Below are 16,881 nucleotides of genomic sequence, written 5' to 3'. Positions count from 1 at the left end.
ATGGAGCTCTTGGATGAGAAGACACTGTCGTCACTGGCCGATCTGATCTGCGGTGATGACACACTCCACTATCGCCGAGCGGTAGACCTCGTCGAATTCTTTCGGAGCGCCGGGTGGGATGAAATCACTGGCTACGACGGCGAATCCCGCCGATCATGGACCCACGAGCAACTCGCTCGGAAACGCCACGACACAGACGCGATAGAACGCGTCCTGTGCCGATTGGTCGACCGCCGCGAATACCCTGGCAGGCCCGAACTTACCGACGCCATTCGTGTAGATCTGAATAGGCTTCTCGAACCAGAACTCGTCCACATTGAGCTCGACAGCGACCTACGCCCGCACGTGCGCCCTGGTAGCGCCCAACCCGACCATCCGCCGGAGGATCCCAGCAGGCGTGAACTGTTGTATAAGGTCGAAGATGTCGTTACAGACAGACGCCTCATACCGCTGCTTAACCAGCGGATCCGTGAGTTCCATGCTTGCCGGGAGACCGGCAGCTACCTTGCTGCTGTCATCCTGGCGGGCAGTCTCCTCGAGGGCATACTGCACGACGCTGCACAGCATCGCCCCGTACCACCCGAAATCTTCAACGAGCCAGAGGCCAAGAAGCTCAACGTAAGTAGGCCGCGTGGTCCAGGAGACTGGAAGTTGCACTCCCTCGCCTTTGTGGCACGGCGTCTGCAATGGATTGACAGTGATGTCGGTGAAGTAATCGGAGCGCTGCGCAAATTCCGTAACATTGTTCACCCTCGAGAGCAACTCGAACTAGTCGGCGAGGTCCCCGATGCCGACACCCTTGAGATGTACTGGCCCATCGTTGTGGGAACGATCAACGACCTCGCCCGCACGAAGCCCGGCAGCCGCGCGACAAACCGAAACGGCATCTCGAATAGCGTCTGACGGGAGAGCCACGACGAGGGTTACCGGTCGTGCAAGTTGAGCTCCGATTGTCCAGCGCTGGGAGGCCGGTCTGCGATATCTCGGTGCGTCTTGCATCGACCACCGCCGGTCGCGACGCCGCACGACTTGCCCTTCTTCGTGATCGCCCCACACTGCAACGCTGGGTCATGCACATGGCAAAGCCCCGATCGCCCGGCTGCTGTCCGGCAGCGCTGTCCGCCTTTGGTGAATGCGCTGCACTGCTCGCCACCCTGCGAAGTCTGCTCACGAACAGGCTTCGCAGGGCGAGGTGCGGGCGTACCAGGCTGGGTCTCCGATCCGCCGGCTTCCAGCACACCGCGGACAGCTAGGCGGTCAGCGCGCTCGTTGTCCGGATGCCCGGCATGCCCTTTGACCCACTTCCATTCGACGTTGTGACTCGCGCAGGCCTCGGCAAGCCGTTGCCAGAGGTCCGCGTTCTTGACCGGCTCCTTCTTCGTCGTAATCCACCCGTTGGCTTGCCATTTCGGCAGCCACGAAGTGATGCCGTCCCGGACGTACATGCTGTCGGTGTAAACCCGGACTGTCGATGGCCGCTTCAAAGCCTCCAACGCCTGAATCGGTGCCATCAACTCCATTCGATTGTTTGTCGTCGGCCCTGGATCGCCGCCATAGATATCTCGCTCGTGCTGCCCGCATCGGAGCACCGCGCCCCACCCGCCAGGTCCGGGATTGGGGCTGCACGCCCCGTCGGTATAGATCTCCACCTCCACCGGTGCGAGGTTAGCCCGGTTGACGTTGACTGCCTAGTGCCGATGAGGGGCACTGAGTCTCTCCAGATCGGTCTGAGTTGTTCGGCACCGACTCGCGGATGGTCGTATGCGCTGACGGGACTTGGGGAATGGTCGTGGTCTGCACCGGGGTTCGGGGAGCGCGTGCGGTGATCGAGCCGACAGCCGGTGCGTCGGCTCGTGCAGTCTTGATGTTGCGCATTGGCTTCCGTCTTTCTCCTCGCGAGCCGATAATCGGTGTACGGGAAACTGACGAGAGGCTCACCGGACGTCAGTCGCTACTTCTCGGGCAAGGTGCGCTAGACGGTCGGCGCTCCTCGAACGCGTGAAACGCAGCATGCAGCCCGTTCGCTCAGGCCCCTGAGCGAACGGTTATCCAGTGGCCGGAAATCCCTCCGTGGACCGCTGGTTCTGTCGACCCCCAGGTAACGACCGCCGACACTCAACCGTGCCCTGGGGTCGAACGACAGCATCTCGTATCCCCCCTCGGCGCGGCCTCACCACACGCAAGGAGGTTCGTCATGGGTAAGGAATGGATGGATCGGGAGGCAGCAGACCGTATCAGCGAAGCTGCGGAGCGTGATGCATCATCACCGTCGGCGAGGTCAGGGTTCGCCGATCGCGCGGACGCTGCGGCGGATCGCAACGAATCCGGTAGTGATGACTAGGAATCGCACCAATCCAACCTAGGCTCGGCGTCGAACTACGACAGGTTCACCGCGCCCGCGTGGTGAACCTGCTCGGATACGGGTGCCGTCGAGAGCCGGGAACAGCCAGCTTGTTTCTCGGCGGTACCGCTCCGTTGGTCGTAGCTGCTTCGAAGGTGGTCGCTCTCAATTCGATGGCATTTCTTCAGATTGATCTGGAGGGCATCAGCGCCGGTGGCAGGCAGTCTGACGTCGGTGGCAAGATCAGCATCTAGGCCAACATCACCGGGCCGCGAAGCGGAGGACCGAGTGGACGCAAAAGAGATTGAGTCGATCGCTGCGGATGTGACACGGCCGACGTTCACGGACGTCTCTATCGCATCGAACGCGATCGTGGCAGCCCTAGTCGATGAGGACGTGGTGCTGTCGGAGAATCAAGCTGTCGATATCGTCTGCGATGAGGTGGGCGTACCGGTCGCGCGTGATGGACGGATCGAGGTCGGCAATGTCGCCGTCGCGGCAGCGAAGGAGCAGGTGCGAACCGCGCCAATGATGGAATATCTCAAACAGGTGCACGCTACGCGGCTGGCGATCGCCCGGTTGGTTGCGCAAGGAGTGATCGTTCCGACGACAAGGAGCGGAACCGACAGCGATCATTCGGTCACCGTGAATTACAAGGTGCGAGGGCACGGCGGGGGCGCACGTGTTCCAGTGGGCCGTGTTTTGGTTCCTGGGTCATTTCGCAGGACGCCCGGACTTGCCGCGGCGGGCGATCTGGCGATGTTAACCGTGGAACGTTGGACCGATGTCAAGCCGCTGCTCAACGCCCGATTGTTGCGCTTGCTAGAAGAGAGTCTGGATGCTGCACGCCGGGGCAGCTACCTGAGTGCGGTCACGCTGATGGGCGCGGTGCTCGAAGGTGCGTGGTGGAAAGTTGCCGAGAAGCTGTGCGGCCGCGACGCACAACTGGCTCAGATTGTGACGGCTAAGGGCCAAGCCGCACCGATGCAGGTTCGTGTGGCGGCAGTCCTGCGCTCTGCAAACCTTCCTGCCGGAAAGGCATCGGCAGATGCGCTGCTGGCCTTCGCTGGCCAGGTCCGCCAGGTCCGCAACTACGGCATTCATTCCACCATGAAGGACGATCTGGCCGCCGAAAAGTTCTTCACCGAAGCTGGCAGCTACCTTCTACTCCTGCAAGCGCATTCGCACCTGGTGCAGCTCCTCGGTGCCGGACGAACGTTGCGCCCGCGATCCTTTCGGACCTGAGACCTAGCGGGGCACCGACACCGGCCTACACCCGCACTCTGGTGACAACAGCGTGCGCATCTGGTGACAGGGCGCGGGCTTCGCCTGGTGGCCATTCCAGGTGAAGTACTCGAATCGGCCCCACTGACTGGTCCCCGCGTAGCTGCCGTCCTCGCATTGCTGGTTACGTCAAGTGGCGTCGATGATTTCGTCGAGGGCGGCGCGTGCGGTCTCGAGGAACATGCGTTGCGCCACGAGGAAGCTCTGCCCGGTGGCGTCCACGGCGCTGCTGAGTTCTGCGACGTTCGGTGCCTGCGTTGCATGCGCCTGCGCGAAGACTCGGACCTCGGTTACGAGGGCACTCAACTGATCGGTCAGCGCTTGCGCCGCCTCGACGACGCTGGCCGGTCCCTCGAGGGCGACTCTGTAGAGGGTCTGCTCCGCCGCCTTGAACAGACCGCGGATCTCGGCCAGCCGAGTTTCGTCGACAGGCGTCGGTTCTGACTCGGCTATCAGTTCGCGGAAGAACTGCTGGTTGGCCCGGTCTGCGATGGTCAGGTCCGTGAGTAGATCGAGGTAGGCGGCTTGGCGACGTTCGCGACGCCATCGAAGATGCTCGAGCCGTAACTCGCGATGCTGCTGGTCCTGCTGGAGTTGTTCCTCTCGAATTTGCTGCCGCTCCAGCGCAACCTGCCGCCGCCCCTCGGTCTTCGCTGAAATAGACGCGGTCAACACCGCACCGATCGCCGTGCCAAAGATTCCGACGGCTGCAACAAGAACGCTGATCACGAGACCCCCCGCTCATTTTCGCCAGTATGACGCTGCGCCCCAACACAAAACTGACGTTCCCGACGATTGCAGCATTCAGAGTTGGCCGTAATCGCCAACGCATTTGCCACCGACCCAGGTTTGGAGCACCTCCGTCCGCCAGAGCGCCGTTTGAGGTGAGAACGGGTCTTGGTCGACCAGCACGAGATCAGCGTGCTTGCCAGGCTCAATGGACCCCAGGTTTCGCTCCTGATGTGAAGCGTAGGCAGCATAGAGGGTGTACGCGCGTAGCGCTTCGACCATGGTGAGCGCTTGCTCGCGGTGCCAGCCGCCGATGGGCTGTCCGTCGCGGTCGGTTCGGGTGACTGCGGCGTGGATGCCGTCGAAAGGGCGGTAGGAGGACACCGGGAAATCGCTTCCGGCGGCGAGGATGGTTCCGTGGTCGAGCAGCGACCGCCAGGCGTAGGCGCCGGCGAGGCGGGTCGGGCCGATCCGTGTCTCGGCCATGTTCATGTCGTCGGTCGCGTGGCTGGGCTGCATCGAGGCGATCAGGCCGAGCTGGGCCAGGCGTGGCAGGTCCGCCGGGGCGAGGACTTGGGCGTGCTCGATTCGGTGCCGCAGCCGCGGTCCCCGAGCTGAGGCCAGCACCGTGGTGTAGGCGTCGAGCGCCATCCGGTTGCCGTAGTCGCCGATGGCGTGGATCGCGGTCTGGTAGCCCGCCGACACAACTTGGCGCACCTGTGCGGTCAGCTCGGCCGGTTGTAGCTGTGGCAGTCCCCGGCTTTCGGGCCGGTCGGTGTACGGTTCGAGCAGCGCCGCGCCGTAGGACCCGAGCGCGCCGTCAGCGAACAGCTTCACCGTGCGGACTCGCAACATGTCATCTGCTATCGAATCTGTACGCGCCTGCCTGCCGAATTCGACGAAAGCTTGCCAATTCAGGAATGCGTTGATCCGCAACGTCATTCGGCCGGTATTGGCGAGGTCGTAGAGCGCGGCGATCTGATCTGGACCGGTGGATGCCTCGCTGACTGAGGTGAGTCCGGCCGCGTTGAGTTTGCGTTGGGCCGCGTGAAGCCGATCTTCGTAGTCGGTCAGCGTCGGTACGGGAACATGCTGTTCGATAAGCCTTTTGGCGGTGTCGACCAGTACGCCGATGGGTCGGCCGTCGTGGTCGCGAACGATCTGCCCACCAGCCGGGTCCGGCGTCGATGTGGTGATCCCGGCGAGCCGTAGGGCGGCCGTATTGCCCACGCCTGCATGGCTGTCCACGCGCAGCAGCCACACTGGCCGGTCATCGACAACCTGGTCGATGTCGGACGCTGTCGGTAACCGGCCCCAGAGGACGTCATTCCATCCGCGCCCAAGCAACCATGGCTGGTTACGGTGCTCGAGGGCGTAGGCGGCGATCAATCGCAACGCGTCGTCGACGGATTGCGCTCCGGCGAGGTTGATCTGGGTGAGGGCAGCACCGAAATTCCAGATATGACCGTGTGCGTCGTGCAGGCCAGGCAGGCACACTCTGCCGCGCCCATCGATTCGTCGCGCGCCTGCTGTGCTTGCGGGATCGAGTGCTTCTACTCGCCCGCTGGCGTCGATCAGCACGCTGCTGAACCGGCGGAGTCCGTTGGTGGTGCAGGTGTAGCCGCGAACCCTGTCCAGCAGAACACGTTCGGTGCGTGGCGGATCGGGGACCGAGCACGCGGTCAGTGCGGCCGCGGAAGTTGCCGTGAGGGCGGCACCGGTCAGGCGGAGGAATTGGTTGCGGCTCAGCTGGGCGCGCTCGTGCGGATGCGGATGGAGGGCAGGGGTCACTGGCAGTCCGATCTCTCGTGCAGGCCCAAAAGTGGTTAAGTCGCAAGCGCTCTGAGTCATGGCCTGGCTATTCGCGAACTATTGGTCCGCGGAACCAGCAGTAAGGCAGCGTGGTGGCGGGGTAATTGAGGTAGAGGTAGTAGTTCGCGTGGGTGCGGGCGGGGAGGGCGTCGGCGTGTTGTGGCTCGATGAGGTAGTCGACGGCGAGCGGGCTGATGGCGGTAGCGGGCCAGGTGGCGAGGAGTTCGTCGTCGCTGTCGTAGATGTCGAGCCATGAGGTTGTCCCCTCGGGCAGAGGGGTGTCGATGACTTCGAACCGCTGGATAAATGCCGCACCACGAGTCAGGACGATCGTGTATTTGTTGGGGCGATATCCGAGGTAGTCGACCATGGCTCTTCGAGGACCGGCCCTGCACGGGGGTTAGTCGTAGGGAACCCAGCGGGTCAGGCCGGCGTCGTCGCGTCGCACGCGACCGAACGGCACATCGGCGAAGTGGATCCCGAAGGCGAGGTCTCCACTGTCGGCGAGCCGCTCCACCAGCCGACGCCGGTGGAATACGGCCGCGTGCTGGTCGTAGTCGGAGCCGGAAACCCATTCAGGATGGGCGATTTGGATCGGTGAGTGCAGGGCGTCGCCGAAGACGATCATGCGGCGGCCCCAGGATCGGATGACGTAGGCGGTGTGGCCGGTGGAGTGTCCGGGAATCATCATCGCGCGGACACCGGGAAAGATCTTGGCACCGTGAGTGATCGGCTGGACTTGGCCTGCGATGGTGTCGAGCACCTGCCGGTTGAGGACGCTTCCTTTGGCCCAGCCGGGGAAGGTGTCGATCATCGCCGGGGTCAGTGAGCGCCACCAGTTCCATTCGTATTCGCCGATGTGGATGCGGGCGGTGTGGAACGGCGGGCGGTCGTTGCCGGGGGCTGGGCGCAGTGTCCAGCCGAGGTGGTCGAAGTGCAGGTGCGTGATCGCGATCGAGTCGATGCGGCCCAGGCCGTCGACGCGGGCGAGGTTGTCGAGCAGACTGCCCGAGATCATGGCGCCGGTCATCGGGTTGGCGGGATTGTCGCGCAGGGTGATCGGCCCGGCCCCGGCGTCGATGAGCAGCGCGCGGCGGCCGCGCTGGACGAGCAGACCACCGATCCCGGCGACGAGATTGCCGTTCACGTCGAGATATTCGGCGTTGGTAGCCCAGTCCTCGTCGGTGGTGTCGGGAAGCCATCCGCGGGGTTTGAGGCCGACGTGACCATCAGGGATATAGGTGAGCCGAAAGCAGCCGAAGCGGATGCTGCGTAGTCGTGGTGGCTGCCGCGACCGTTCGGCGTCATCGGTTGCGGTGGAGAGTGTTTCGGGCATGGGTGCCTTCCAAAATGAGTTCGGGATAGCGGGCGAGGTCAGCCGAGGAGGAACCAGGGCCACCAGTGGTTGGTGCCGAGGTGGTCTTGGATGAGGAATGGAGGTGGGGATGGCAGGCCGGGGCCGTTGCCGCCGCCGTTGTAGCCGCGGGTCCAGTAGTAGGGGTGGGTGGGTTGGGTTCCCCAGGGCTGGTTGATGATCCAGCGGGCGACGGAGGCGAGTTTGTAGCCGATGCCGACGTAGTTGGCGAGGAATCCGACGCCGTAGACGTCGCCTTGGCGGGCGTTGATGGTGGGGATGTCCCACCGGTATTGGGTGGAGGCGTAGTTGAGGACGGATTTGATGTCGCCGCTGTCCCAGATCAGCGAGAGGTCGCCGTTGTCTTGGTTGAGGCTGTAGACGGCGACGAAGGCGCTGTTGACGAACGACCATCCGGCGGGGCCGATGATGAGCCCGACTTGGCGGTATTCACGGTCGCGGGTGGTGCGGATCATGCCGATTTCGAGTGCGCCGGTGGCGGGTTGGTAGAACGGCGGCTCGTTGAGCACGCCGTCCTTGTCGGGTTGGCGGGCCAGTAGGGCGAGGGGGAAGGTGGTGTCGTCGGTGGCGGTGAGGTTGGCCCACAGCGGGATGTCGGTGGGGATCTCGTCGTAGGTGGGGCGTGCCTGAATCGGCTGGCGGACTTCGCGGCGGTGGGTGTTCTGCGCGCCGGTGTAGGCGCCGATGACCCCGGAGCGGATGGCTGCTTTGGCGTCTTCGGGTGATTGGTCCTGGAACCGGCGGAACGCGCCCAGGTTCCAGGACCCATCGGGTGTCGGCTTGTTGGGTGTGGTCACAGCTCAGTAGCGAGCCAATCCGGAATCGCCGGTGCCTCGGGCGGTTTCACGTCCGGCGCGCGCTGAGCGAGCAGGCCGGTGAGATCGTCACGGTCATGCAGCAGCGCGCGAATGAGGCGCACCATAGCGCGGAAACGTTCGACATCAGTGCGGTCCTGGGTTTCCAGTTCGGTGACACGGTCGCGCAGTTTGCGGACCTGCCCGGCCTGGCGAGCGGTGAAGGCACCGATCACGGTGGCCAGCGCGACCCCGAATGCCTGGACGACCTCGGCGTTGAGCCATCCCATCGCCTACTCCGGCTTCTGGGCACGGTGACGGCCGACGTAGGAGTCGGCGTCGAGGGATTCGAGGATGACCTGGATCTTGTCCTGCACCAGGCCCAGCGTGGTGGTGACGGCGTCGATCTTGTCGTGCGCGGACGCGACCGAGTCGACCACGGACTTGCCGTCGAGCTGGGGCCAGCCGGTGGGGTCCAGGCCGGGGCCGGGCTGGCGACGGGAGTCGGGGCCGGCGAGCTGGTCCACGACCCAGGAGGCGTGCATGTCGAGCGAGGCCAGCAGGTCGGCGAGGGTGACGGGGTTGCCGTCCTTGTTGATGACGATGTCGGTGAGCTGCATATCGGGTTTCTTTCTGAACAAGCGGTCGAGTTGAGCGCGGCCGCCGCGGATGGCGTTGACATCGACGAGTTCTCCGCCGATCGCGGCGGTGGAGGAAAACTGGAGGATGGCGATGTCCTTGCCGCCCATCGGGTTCCAGCCGGGATAGGCATCGCCGGGATAGAGCCGGGCGGGAGTGGAGATACCGGTGACGTAGTGGCTGTTCCAGATCGGTACCGGCAGCCCGGACAGGTCCGGGGAGCCCATGTTGTCACGCCAGTACCAGCGGGGCAGATAGATCGGCAGCAACGCGAATCCGCGGGCAGTGATGGCATCGACGCGCGCGAGCAGGTCAGCCAAAGATGCTGTGCCGGTGAGGTCTTCGTAGTCGATCTGGATAGGTATGGTCGTGTCGGCGTAGCTGGCCAAGGCGTCGGCCTCGGCGTCGGGGTGGGTGCCCAGGCGGCAGTAGACGTAGCCGCCCCAGTACTGGAAGTGGGCGGGCATCTGCTCGCGTGCTCGCGACCATTGGGGGTCTTGCCAGGTGCCTTCGCAGATCTTATGGGTCGCATAGGTCATGCCTTCGGCGGCCGCGCGGGCGAAGTCGAACTCGCCTTGGTGGTTGCTGATGTCGATGCCGAACTCGGTCAATACATCTCCTTCCGTGCAGGGGTAAGCCGCGCCGTCGAGCTGCGGCAGCGGGTCGAGGACATCGGGGCCGGGCGGGCTGAGTACGCTGCGGTGCCATTCGAGGTGCACATGCGGGGCGACGCCCCCGTTGCGGGCACGGTCGGGTTCGATCACCGCGATCGCCTGCCCGGCCTCGACCCGCTGTCCCGGAACGACATTCGGGCGGACATGGCCGTAGACGGTGGTGCCTGACCCGTCGGCGTCGGGATGGTCGATCACCACCCACTGGCCGAATCCTCGTGCCGGACCAGCGCGCACGACGGTGCCACCCTGGCAGGCGTAGACCGCAAGCCCGGCCGAGCCGCCGGGCCAGCCGAAGTCGACCCCGAAATGCCAGCCGTCCTCGCGTGGCCCGAACGGTGAGGTCACCACATGACCTTGAGGCAGCGGCCAGTAACGTGCGGGCATACGAAACCCTTTCTCTCGAAGCTGGTTTCGATCAGGCGCGCTGGTAGCGCGACAGGATCGCCGGGCGGGCTTTGCCGAAGTGGCGCTCGATGGCCAGCACCCGTTCGCGTTCCTCGGGCTCGGCGTTGCGCAGGTAGGCCAGCACGGCTTTGACGCCGCGCCTGGTCGGGTCGAACTGTGGCGGTGCATCATTCGATGCGGAGGCTTCGGTGGTCACCGGGCGGGTGACCGGCAGCATCGGCTCCGGTGGTGCCTCATCTGCGACGGTGCCGGTCAACCCGAGGGCGGCGGCGAGTTGCTGGCGTTGGCGTAGCGGAAGTTCGGCCACGAATTGCCGGACGTCGAAGACCTCTTCGGGGTCGGGGTCATCGATGTCGGCCCAGGTGCCCGGCGAGAGGAGCCAGTGCGGGTCACCGGCGCGTGGTGGCCGGTACTTGATGACTGGTTGCTCGACCGGGCGCGCCCCGCAGTCCCACAACCGGCGCGAGACCGCGCGCAGGTGCTGGACCGGCAACAGCAGCGGTGCGCCCTTGAGCCCCGGGAGCCCGACGAGCATCCACAGGAACGCTTCCTCGGGGTCGGTGGGGTCGCAGTTGTCGCGGATGGGAAACTGGCCGTCCGGGCTCATGCCATCACCCCCAGTTCGTGCACGCCGGAGACGAGGTCGGAGACCATGTCGAGGGTGCGTTGTCCGCGGTCCTTGTTGCCGGTGGGATCGCCGATGACTGGCCGCCATTCGGGAAATTGGTCACGGTCCCAGGCCAGGGTGAGCTCGCGGACGCGGTCGACGCGGATGGTGTAGGTGTCATCACCGGGAGCGGTGGCTCCGATGCGGTCACCGATGAACCAGTGCCCGCCTTCGCCGATGACGAAGGGCGCGCCGGAGCGCACGGTGATCTCGTGGGAGAACCACGCTCTCGTATCGTGAAAGCCCTTGCGCAGGGCCATCATTGCCGCGATCGTGTAGGCACGCCCCGGCGAGCCTGCCAGGTACTCGAACAGTCTCGACCAGCCCGAGTTCTGTTCTCGGGCATTGGATTTCACCGCATGCCAGGCCAGCAACGTCCCTTGGTACAAAGGGCGCAACAAAGCGTCGGTGGCGCCCCCAACGGGCGGCAGGACGATGGCGGCGGCCAGGAGATCGCCGGCCATCTGTATGGCGGCTGACAGACCCTCGTCGGCGGGGTCGGATCGCGGGTGCCCCACCCCCGTATGGGAGTGGGGCACCCGCGACCCCCGGCATCGATTGCCCTCCGGTCACGACTTGCACTGCGGTAGCAGCGGTCTCGGTGAATTTAGAGGTTTCGATACCGGTCTCGGGACTGTCGAAATACACCACGAACGGTGTGGTGACATCGGTACGCCGACGACCAGGAATCAGGTAGTCGGCAGGGGTGACCGGATCGACGATCGGTTCGACGATGGTGTCGATGAAGTCCTCGGAGAAGCGGGCTACCGTGCGGGCCAGACCGTCGAAAGGGTTTCCGCCGCTGGAGGTGTCGCTGTAGAAGCCCGAAGAATTCACGATGTCGACGACGAGCACCCCGTGACGCAGCCGGGGCGCGCCCGGCCACGGTGGCGGGTCGCCTTCGAGCCAGCGACGGCACCGCACCGACAGTTCGGCGTCTTCGAGGATGTCGCGGGCCATGTCGAACCAGTACTTGAACCTGGAATGCGGTACTGCCCAGAGGGTTCCGGCGGTCAGGTCTTCGGCGAAGCTGGTCGGGACGACGACTACCGACCAGTCCGACATGTCCAGCCCGACCGCGCCGAGCCAGGAGGCGGGGTCGAGCGGATCGTCGGGCAGGTGCCAGCCGTGTTGCTGCATCTGCTCGCGCATGATGTTGAGCAGCAGCGGTAGTTTCAGCGCCCACCGCGCCGGACCGGGGATCGGGCCGAAGGTGCGAGGTATCTGGACGTCCGGGCCGAAGAACGGGTTCGACCAGATCAGATATGCCTTCAGGTGCTGAAAATCGTGCACGAACCGCAGCGTGAGTACCTGGCTGCCGTCGGCGCGGCGCTCGATCGAGTGATCGTGCAGATGCCCGGACCATCGTGTGCCGTCGGGTCTGTCGCAGGTGATGTGGATGTTGCGGCCTTCACCGGCTTCGATGCGTGCGCGGGTGCGCCATACCCACCGCGCCAGCGGGTCGGACAGCGGGATCTCGACCAAGGCGGTGCCGGTGTCGTTGTCGACCCAGGTGAACTCGGCGCGGTATTCCGAGCAGATGATCCCGGCCAGTCGCCAGTGTCCATCCCAGAGCCGCACCAGTGGTTGAGCGAGCCGATCGAGGTCGTCGGCACGTTCTGCAGCAAGGGTGGCGTCCCAGATCGCCTCGCACTGCTGCGCCAGGCTCAGCGAGTCGAGATCGACGCTCACCGCAGACCCCACGCCCTTGTCCATAACCGCGGCTGACGTAGCTCGGCCCGCGCGCCGCCGGCCGGGGCGTCGGTGACGCTGATCGGCAGCAGCGTCGGCGGGGTGCGCGGCGGAATACGGTGCATGAAATGCAGCCCGCCCAATCGGCCGATCAGGTTGGTGCCGCCCAGGTCTCGTACGTAGAGCTTGTCCGGGTCCAAGTCGATGCGGGCTCCGCCTTCACGGTCACCGAGCATCGGCAAGGTGATCATCCGGTTCCCGAACCGCCCGCCGGGGGTGCGCCGGTACTTCTTGCCGATCCACGACAGGTCCGGGATCCGCCAGCGTCCGCGGGTGAGCACCCATTTCTGGGCCATCTCGAGATCGGTGGGGTTGGAGACCTCGATGAACCCTTCACCTGATCCCTGCCCGCTCTCCCACGAAGTCACCTTCATGGGTTCTTCCCACATCGGCTGCGCGGCCGTGACTGCCATCGGCACAACCGATTTGCGCAGCAAGTGGGGGTCGCGTTCGGACTCGAACTCGATGCTGCGATCCAACGCCAGCCACAGCCAGCGGGTGGAGCGGTCGGTGCTGATCTGCAACTTCGTCAGCGTCGCATCGGGATCCCACTGATCGAGTTCGTAGTCCCAGGCGTTGCGCCACCCTGAATCCCGCAGCTCCCATTCCTCTTCGTCGCTGCCGTGGATGGTGACGGCGAAGGTGATGTCGCGTTTGAGATAGCGTTTGCCCTGGTAGGTCGCGCCGCGCTGGTAGACCGAGGACTTGTAGCTGGTGGTGACCGGAGCGTCCCCGATCCCTTTCGGGCTGGTGGCCAAGGTGATCACATCGCGATCGGCGTTGGGGCCGTTGATGATCCAATGCGAGTCATCGACGCCGAAGACCTCGACAGTGACCGAATCCGGGTGCACCAGCAGTGGTTTCACCCCCTCGCGGTGTATTGGAGTGCGCGTAGGTCCGCGATTTGCTGGGCGCGGCGGTAGCCTTCGTCGACGTCTCGGGTTTGGACGGTGATGTGGGTCGAGTTGTCGGTGTGCGACATCGGCCCCGCTGGCGAGGTGACGGTGGGCGCCGGTGGTGGCGCGACCTGATTCATCAGCGACTGGTAGTCCGCGGTCCCTGCCGCGCGTGCGGCTTTGGTGGCCTCGAACACCTCATAGGAGCGCTGATAGTCCTGAAGCGCTCGCACGCGTTCGGAGTTCAACGGGTTCGGGGCACCGACCACCGACAGGGCGTCATCGAGCTGGCCGCCGAGGAATTCCTTGCCCGCCTTGGTAAATGACTCGGTCGCCCGCTGCCCGAGGCTGTCCCAGGTATCCAAACCCAGCCCCTTGCGGGCGGGATCATCCAAGCCCGGTTTCTGCTGGCCGGGCACGAGCGGGACGCGTGAGTCGATGAGTTCACGCAACCATCGCCACTCATCGTGGGTGAGCACGGCTTCGGGCTTGCCGGAGGTGTTCCAACCGAGAGTCCCCGGCTCCCACATCCCGCCGGAGTCATAACCGTGCCCGTGGCCCCACATCTGCGACAAGTCCAGCCCGTAGCGGGATTTGTAGTAGCGCAACGCCGCGACCATGTTGGCGAACGGGTCACGCCGATCGAAGGGAAGATCCGGATCATGGTGTGCGGCAAAGGTTCCCGGAATGATCTGCAACAAACCCACGCCTGCGGCTTCTCCGGTGCCGTTGACGTCGACGATCTGCTGCGCGATGTCCGGGTCTCCGCCGGACTCCGACTCGATCTGGGACAGCATGATGTCGACCTGGGCGGGGTCGAAGCCCACGCGTTTGAGGGCCTCGATGGCCATCGCCCGCCACCGCTGCACTCCCTCACCGGGCGGGAGCGCGGCGCGGGTATCGGCTCCGGCGCGCATGCCCGCGGTCCGGCCGGCGATGAGCTCGGCGGCGGAATCGGTGACTTGGGCCAGCGTCGCACGGGGTAGTTCTCCGACACCGCCACCGAAATCGGGCACGGTGTCGACCAGTGCCTGTATCGGGTCGAGAAACAGCTCCGCGAGCTTCGCGCGTACTCCCGCGGTGGCTGAGGCGAAGCGGTCACCGATCCAGTCGGTGACCGATCCGAACAGCCCGCCGCCGTCGCGGAAGCGGGGCAGCTGCCCCGCGAGGGCGGAGCGGCGTAGCCGCAGCATCGCGGCGTGCCCGCCGACCGCGTCGACTTCGGCGCCGGTCCAGACGTGCTCATCACGCGACAACAACGCAGGCACCGAATCCGAGGTCCGCGAACCAGGACCAACGACGGGGCCTTCGCTTGCCGGACCGCCAGTAGCGCGGCGCGTGATGGGGATGAGGGAAACCTCACCGGCCCATTCGGTGAGCACGGGTACGACGGTGCGGATGGCGTTCCAGGCTGCACGGAATCCGCCGTTGACGACGTGCTCGATGACCCAGTTGATCGGCGCGGCCGTGCGCTCGCGCAGCCCGTCCCAGGCTTCGCCGATCCCGGACACGATGCTCGACACCCGTGCGTGCAGGGTGTCGAGGGAGTCTCCGAACCCGGTCAGGCTCAGCGCCGCCCCGACCAGTGAGCCGGGTAGCCGCTCCTCGAGCCATTCGCGGATTTTGTCGAACTTCTCGGGGATCTTCTCGAGGTTGTCGATCAGGGTGAACAGCGCGCCCTGAAAGATGTTGATACCTGTGATGTCTCGGATCGCATCCAGGAACTCGTAGATCTTCTCGGCCGCTTGTCCGATCCACACCACGAGGTTGGCGAGGTTGGTGACGGTGGTGCGGACGTCTTCCCAGAAGTCCTTCATCGCTTGGCGGCCCTCGGGTGAGTTCAGCCAGGTCGAGAATCGGTCGAGGTTGCGCACCAGTGACTCGAGCATCGACTCACCCGACGGTTCGGCGGTGGTGATCAGCCCGGCCAGGGCTTTGCCGATGGACTTGGCGAGCTCCCAGATCCGGTCGAGAGCGTCGAGGGAGTCGGTGAGGAAGTCCCGGAATTTCTGTTGGCCGTCCGGGCTTTCGGCCCAGGCCCGGAAGCTGGCCATGGTGTCAGCGAACGAGCGGCTCGCATCTGGCAGGAATTCCGAACCGACCCCGGCCAAGCTCAGCAGACCCTGCACGAGGTCGTTGACGCCGTCGATCAGCGGGCCGATGGCGGCTTGGGCGTTGGTGAAGATCTTCTCGAGCTTGTCCCCGGTTGCCGGGGTCGCCAGGTCATCGAGAACGCGGCGGACACCGGCGTTGATCTCGGTCGCGATACCGGCTAATCCCTCACGCACACGCTCCAATTGGGCATCGGCTAGGCGCACGACCGAGTCGCCGAGACCGTTGAACAGTGGCTGCTGCACGGCCATGCGGAAGCTGGTCCACTCTGTGCCGAGTCCGCGGATCTTGGTGACGAAATCCTGAGCCGCAGGCGAGAGTTTGGCCATGGCCCGCTCGAATGCCTCGACCGCAGGCGACATTTGGGCACTCGCGTCGGCCAAGGCGGTGCGGGCGTCGGCGAGCTGGGTTTCGGCGTCGGCGAGGTGTTCGCGGGCGGCGACGACTTCATCAGCATCGTTGATGCCTTTGGCGTGGGCGTCGGCTGCTTGTTCGTCGATGTCGGCGCGGCGTGCTCGCACCTCGAGCAATTGCTGCTCGGCCTCGGCGACGCGCTGGTTGGCGCGCACGTATTCCAGCGGGTCGGTCGATTGCAGTTGTGCCAGATCGCGTTTGGCCTCGGCGATCGAAACCAGTGCGTCGCTCTCGTTCAATGCCGCGCCACGCGCTTGGAGCTCGAGGTCGCGCAACCGTTTCGTCGCGTCGGCGTAGGCGCGGTTGAGGTCGGCGCGGGCGGTGGCGACAGCGCGGGTGGCCTGCTGCTCACCGCGCTGGGCCGAAGCGATAGCGCGGGAACGGGTTTCGGCGTCTTTGCCTGCGGTCTCCGACATCTGTTTGGCCGCCGCGAAGGCGTCGGAGACCCCGGACACACCGACCGCGACCGTCGCGATCCCCGCGGCAGCCGCGGCGGCGGCCGCGGGCAGCAACCCTATAGTCCCGGCTGCCTGGGCGGCGACCGCGACCAGCGGGAACAGCGACCCGAGGACCAGGCCCATCAGTGCTGCTTTCAACACTCCGGCGGCGACCGAGGCCAGGCTCATCACCGACCCGAGCCGCCCCATCGACATCCCTGCCGGACCACCAGCCCGATTCAATTGCGCCAGCAGCTGCAACAGCAACAGCAACTGGGAGTTGTCGATCTCGATCCGCACATGGATCACCCGGCCACGAAACGGCGCCAGCGCCGCGTTGAACCGGGCCGCGAACCCATCGAGGTCCGGGACCGGCCGCACGCGCACCGTGAAGTTGCGCAACCGGGCTAACCGGGTGCGTAGCTCGGTCGCGAACTCCCCCAGGTTCGGCACGATCCGCACCGAGAGGTTCTCCCGGATCCGCAGCAACTGCCCCCGCAACCGGTCGACGAAGTCGCGCGCCAGCTGCGGTACAACGGTCATGCGGGCC

The 16,881-nt window shown here is 65.3% G+C and carries 14 protein-coding genes and 1 pseudogene; 2 read left to right on the top strand and 13 right to left on the bottom strand.

Features of this window, described 5'->3' with window-relative positions; genetic code table 11:
* Nucleotides 1-903 (top strand): hypothetical protein, encoded by a 903-nt coding sequence (locus ACGFNJ_RS21200; protein WP_393450625.1) that lies wholly within the window; start codon nucleotides 1-3, stop codon nucleotides 901-903.
* A gap of 308 nt (nucleotides 904-1,211) precedes the next feature.
* Here ACGFNJ_RS21200 and rnhA read toward each other — a convergent pair.
* A pseudogene (gene rnhA / locus ACGFNJ_RS21195) lies at nucleotides 1,212-1,655 on the bottom strand (ribonuclease HI); the annotation flags it as partial.
* 974 nt (nucleotides 1,656-2,629) lie between these two features.
* Between rnhA and ACGFNJ_RS21190 the strand changes: the two are divergent.
* On the top strand, nucleotides 2,630-3,586 hold the full coding sequence (locus ACGFNJ_RS21190) for a hypothetical protein (protein ID WP_393450622.1): 957 nt from the start codon (nucleotides 2,630-2,632) through the stop codon (nucleotides 3,584-3,586).
* A gap of 168 nt (nucleotides 3,587-3,754) precedes the next feature.
* On the opposite strand, the gene ACGFNJ_RS21185 is transcribed toward ACGFNJ_RS21190, so the two are convergent.
* The 12 genes from ACGFNJ_RS21185 to ACGFNJ_RS21130 all read right to left on the bottom strand — a co-directional run bounded on the left by ACGFNJ_RS21185 (nucleotide 3,755) and on the right by ACGFNJ_RS21130 (nucleotide 16,874).
* Entirely contained in the window at nucleotides 3,755-4,300 is a 546-nt protein-coding gene (locus tag ACGFNJ_RS21185; RefSeq protein ID WP_393452204.1) for a hypothetical protein, read from the bottom strand.
* A gap of 129 nt (nucleotides 4,301-4,429) precedes the next feature.
* Entirely contained in the window at nucleotides 4,430-6,145 is a 1,716-nt protein-coding gene (locus tag ACGFNJ_RS21180; RefSeq protein WP_393450619.1) for an amidohydrolase, read from the bottom strand.
* A gap of 67 nt (nucleotides 6,146-6,212) precedes the next feature.
* Nucleotides 6,213-6,536, bottom strand: coding sequence for a hypothetical protein (locus tag ACGFNJ_RS21175; protein ID WP_393450616.1), 324 nt, complete (start codon nucleotides 6,534-6,536; stop codon nucleotides 6,213-6,215).
* A gap of 30 nt (nucleotides 6,537-6,566) precedes the next feature.
* The gene (locus ACGFNJ_RS21170; RefSeq protein ID WP_393450613.1) at nucleotides 6,567-7,502 is read right to left on the bottom strand and encodes an MBL fold metallo-hydrolase; all 936 of its coding nucleotides are present in this window, start codon (nucleotides 7,500-7,502) and stop codon (nucleotides 6,567-6,569) included.
* 38 nt (nucleotides 7,503-7,540) lie between these two features.
* A complete protein-coding gene (locus tag ACGFNJ_RS21165; RefSeq protein ID WP_393450610.1) occupies nucleotides 7,541-8,338 on the bottom strand; it encodes a hypothetical protein in 798 nt (265 codons plus the stop codon).
* Nucleotides 8,335-8,625, bottom strand: a complete 291-nt coding sequence (locus ACGFNJ_RS21160) for a hypothetical protein (protein WP_393450607.1) — start codon at nucleotides 8,623-8,625, stop codon at nucleotides 8,335-8,337. Before ACGFNJ_RS21160 ends, ACGFNJ_RS21165 begins: the two co-directional genes overlap by 4 nt.
* Before the next feature lie 3 nt (nucleotides 8,626-8,628).
* On the bottom strand, nucleotides 8,629-9,993 hold the full coding sequence (locus ACGFNJ_RS21155; RefSeq protein ID WP_393450604.1) for a peptidoglycan DD-metalloendopeptidase family protein: 1,365 nt from the start codon (nucleotides 9,991-9,993) through the stop codon (nucleotides 8,629-8,631).
* Nucleotides 9,994-10,063: 70 nt separating this feature from the next.
* Nucleotides 10,064-10,660 (bottom strand): DUF2744 domain-containing protein, encoded by a 597-nt coding sequence (locus ACGFNJ_RS21150; RefSeq protein ID WP_393450601.1) that lies wholly within the window; start codon nucleotides 10,658-10,660, stop codon nucleotides 10,064-10,066.
* Complete coding sequence (locus ACGFNJ_RS21145; protein WP_393450598.1) at nucleotides 10,657-10,923, bottom strand: hypothetical protein; 267 nt, start codon at nucleotides 10,921-10,923, stop codon at nucleotides 10,657-10,659. The genes ACGFNJ_RS21150 and ACGFNJ_RS21145 overlap by 4 nt, the downstream gene beginning before the upstream one ends.
* Nucleotides 10,868-12,424: a hypothetical protein gene (locus tag ACGFNJ_RS21140; protein ID WP_393450596.1), complete on the bottom strand. Its 1,557-nt coding sequence runs from the start codon at nucleotides 12,422-12,424 to the stop codon at nucleotides 10,868-10,870. Before ACGFNJ_RS21140 ends, ACGFNJ_RS21145 begins: the two co-directional genes overlap by 56 nt.
* Nucleotides 12,409-13,338 carry a hypothetical protein gene (locus ACGFNJ_RS21135; protein WP_393450594.1) on the bottom strand — a complete coding sequence of 310 codons (930 nt, stop codon included), beginning with the start codon at nucleotides 13,336-13,338 and terminating at the stop codon, nucleotides 12,409-12,411. Before ACGFNJ_RS21135 ends, ACGFNJ_RS21140 begins: the two co-directional genes overlap by 16 nt.
* Nucleotides 13,335-16,874, bottom strand: coding sequence for a hypothetical protein (locus ACGFNJ_RS21130; protein ID WP_393450591.1), 3,540 nt, complete (start codon nucleotides 16,872-16,874; stop codon nucleotides 13,335-13,337). Before ACGFNJ_RS21130 ends, ACGFNJ_RS21135 begins: the two co-directional genes overlap by 4 nt.
* Between the last annotated feature and the right edge of the window lie 7 nt (nucleotides 16,875-16,881).

Source organism: Nocardia sp. NPDC049149, from assembly GCF_043197455.1.
Classification (GTDB): domain Bacteria; phylum Actinomycetota; class Actinomycetes; order Mycobacteriales; family Mycobacteriaceae; genus Nocardia.
The sequence above is the reverse complement of the archived record's forward strand: the minus strand, read 5'-3'. Positions and strand labels throughout refer to the sequence as shown.

Coding starts and splice junctions, on each gene's coding strand:
- ACGFNJ_RS21200 (WP_393450625.1), top strand. CDS start 1: ATGGAGCTCTTGGATGAGAAGACACTGTCGTCACTGGCCGATCTGATC.
- ACGFNJ_RS21175 (WP_393450616.1), bottom strand. CDS start 6,536: ATGGTCGACTACCTCGGATATCGCCCCAACAAATACACGATCGTCCTG.
- ACGFNJ_RS21170 (WP_393450613.1), bottom strand. CDS start 7,502: ATGCCCGAAACACTCTCCACCGCAACCGATGACGCCGAACGGTCGCGG.
- ACGFNJ_RS21160 (WP_393450607.1), bottom strand. CDS start 8,625: ATGGGATGGCTCAACGCCGAGGTCGTCCAGGCATTCGGGGTCGCGCTG.
- ACGFNJ_RS21150 (WP_393450601.1), bottom strand. CDS start 10,660: ATGAGCCCGGACGGCCAGTTTCCCATCCGCGACAACTGCGACCCCACC.
- ACGFNJ_RS21130 (WP_393450591.1), bottom strand. CDS start 16,874: ATGACCGTTGTACCGCAGCTGGCGCGCGACTTCGTCGACCGGTTGCGG.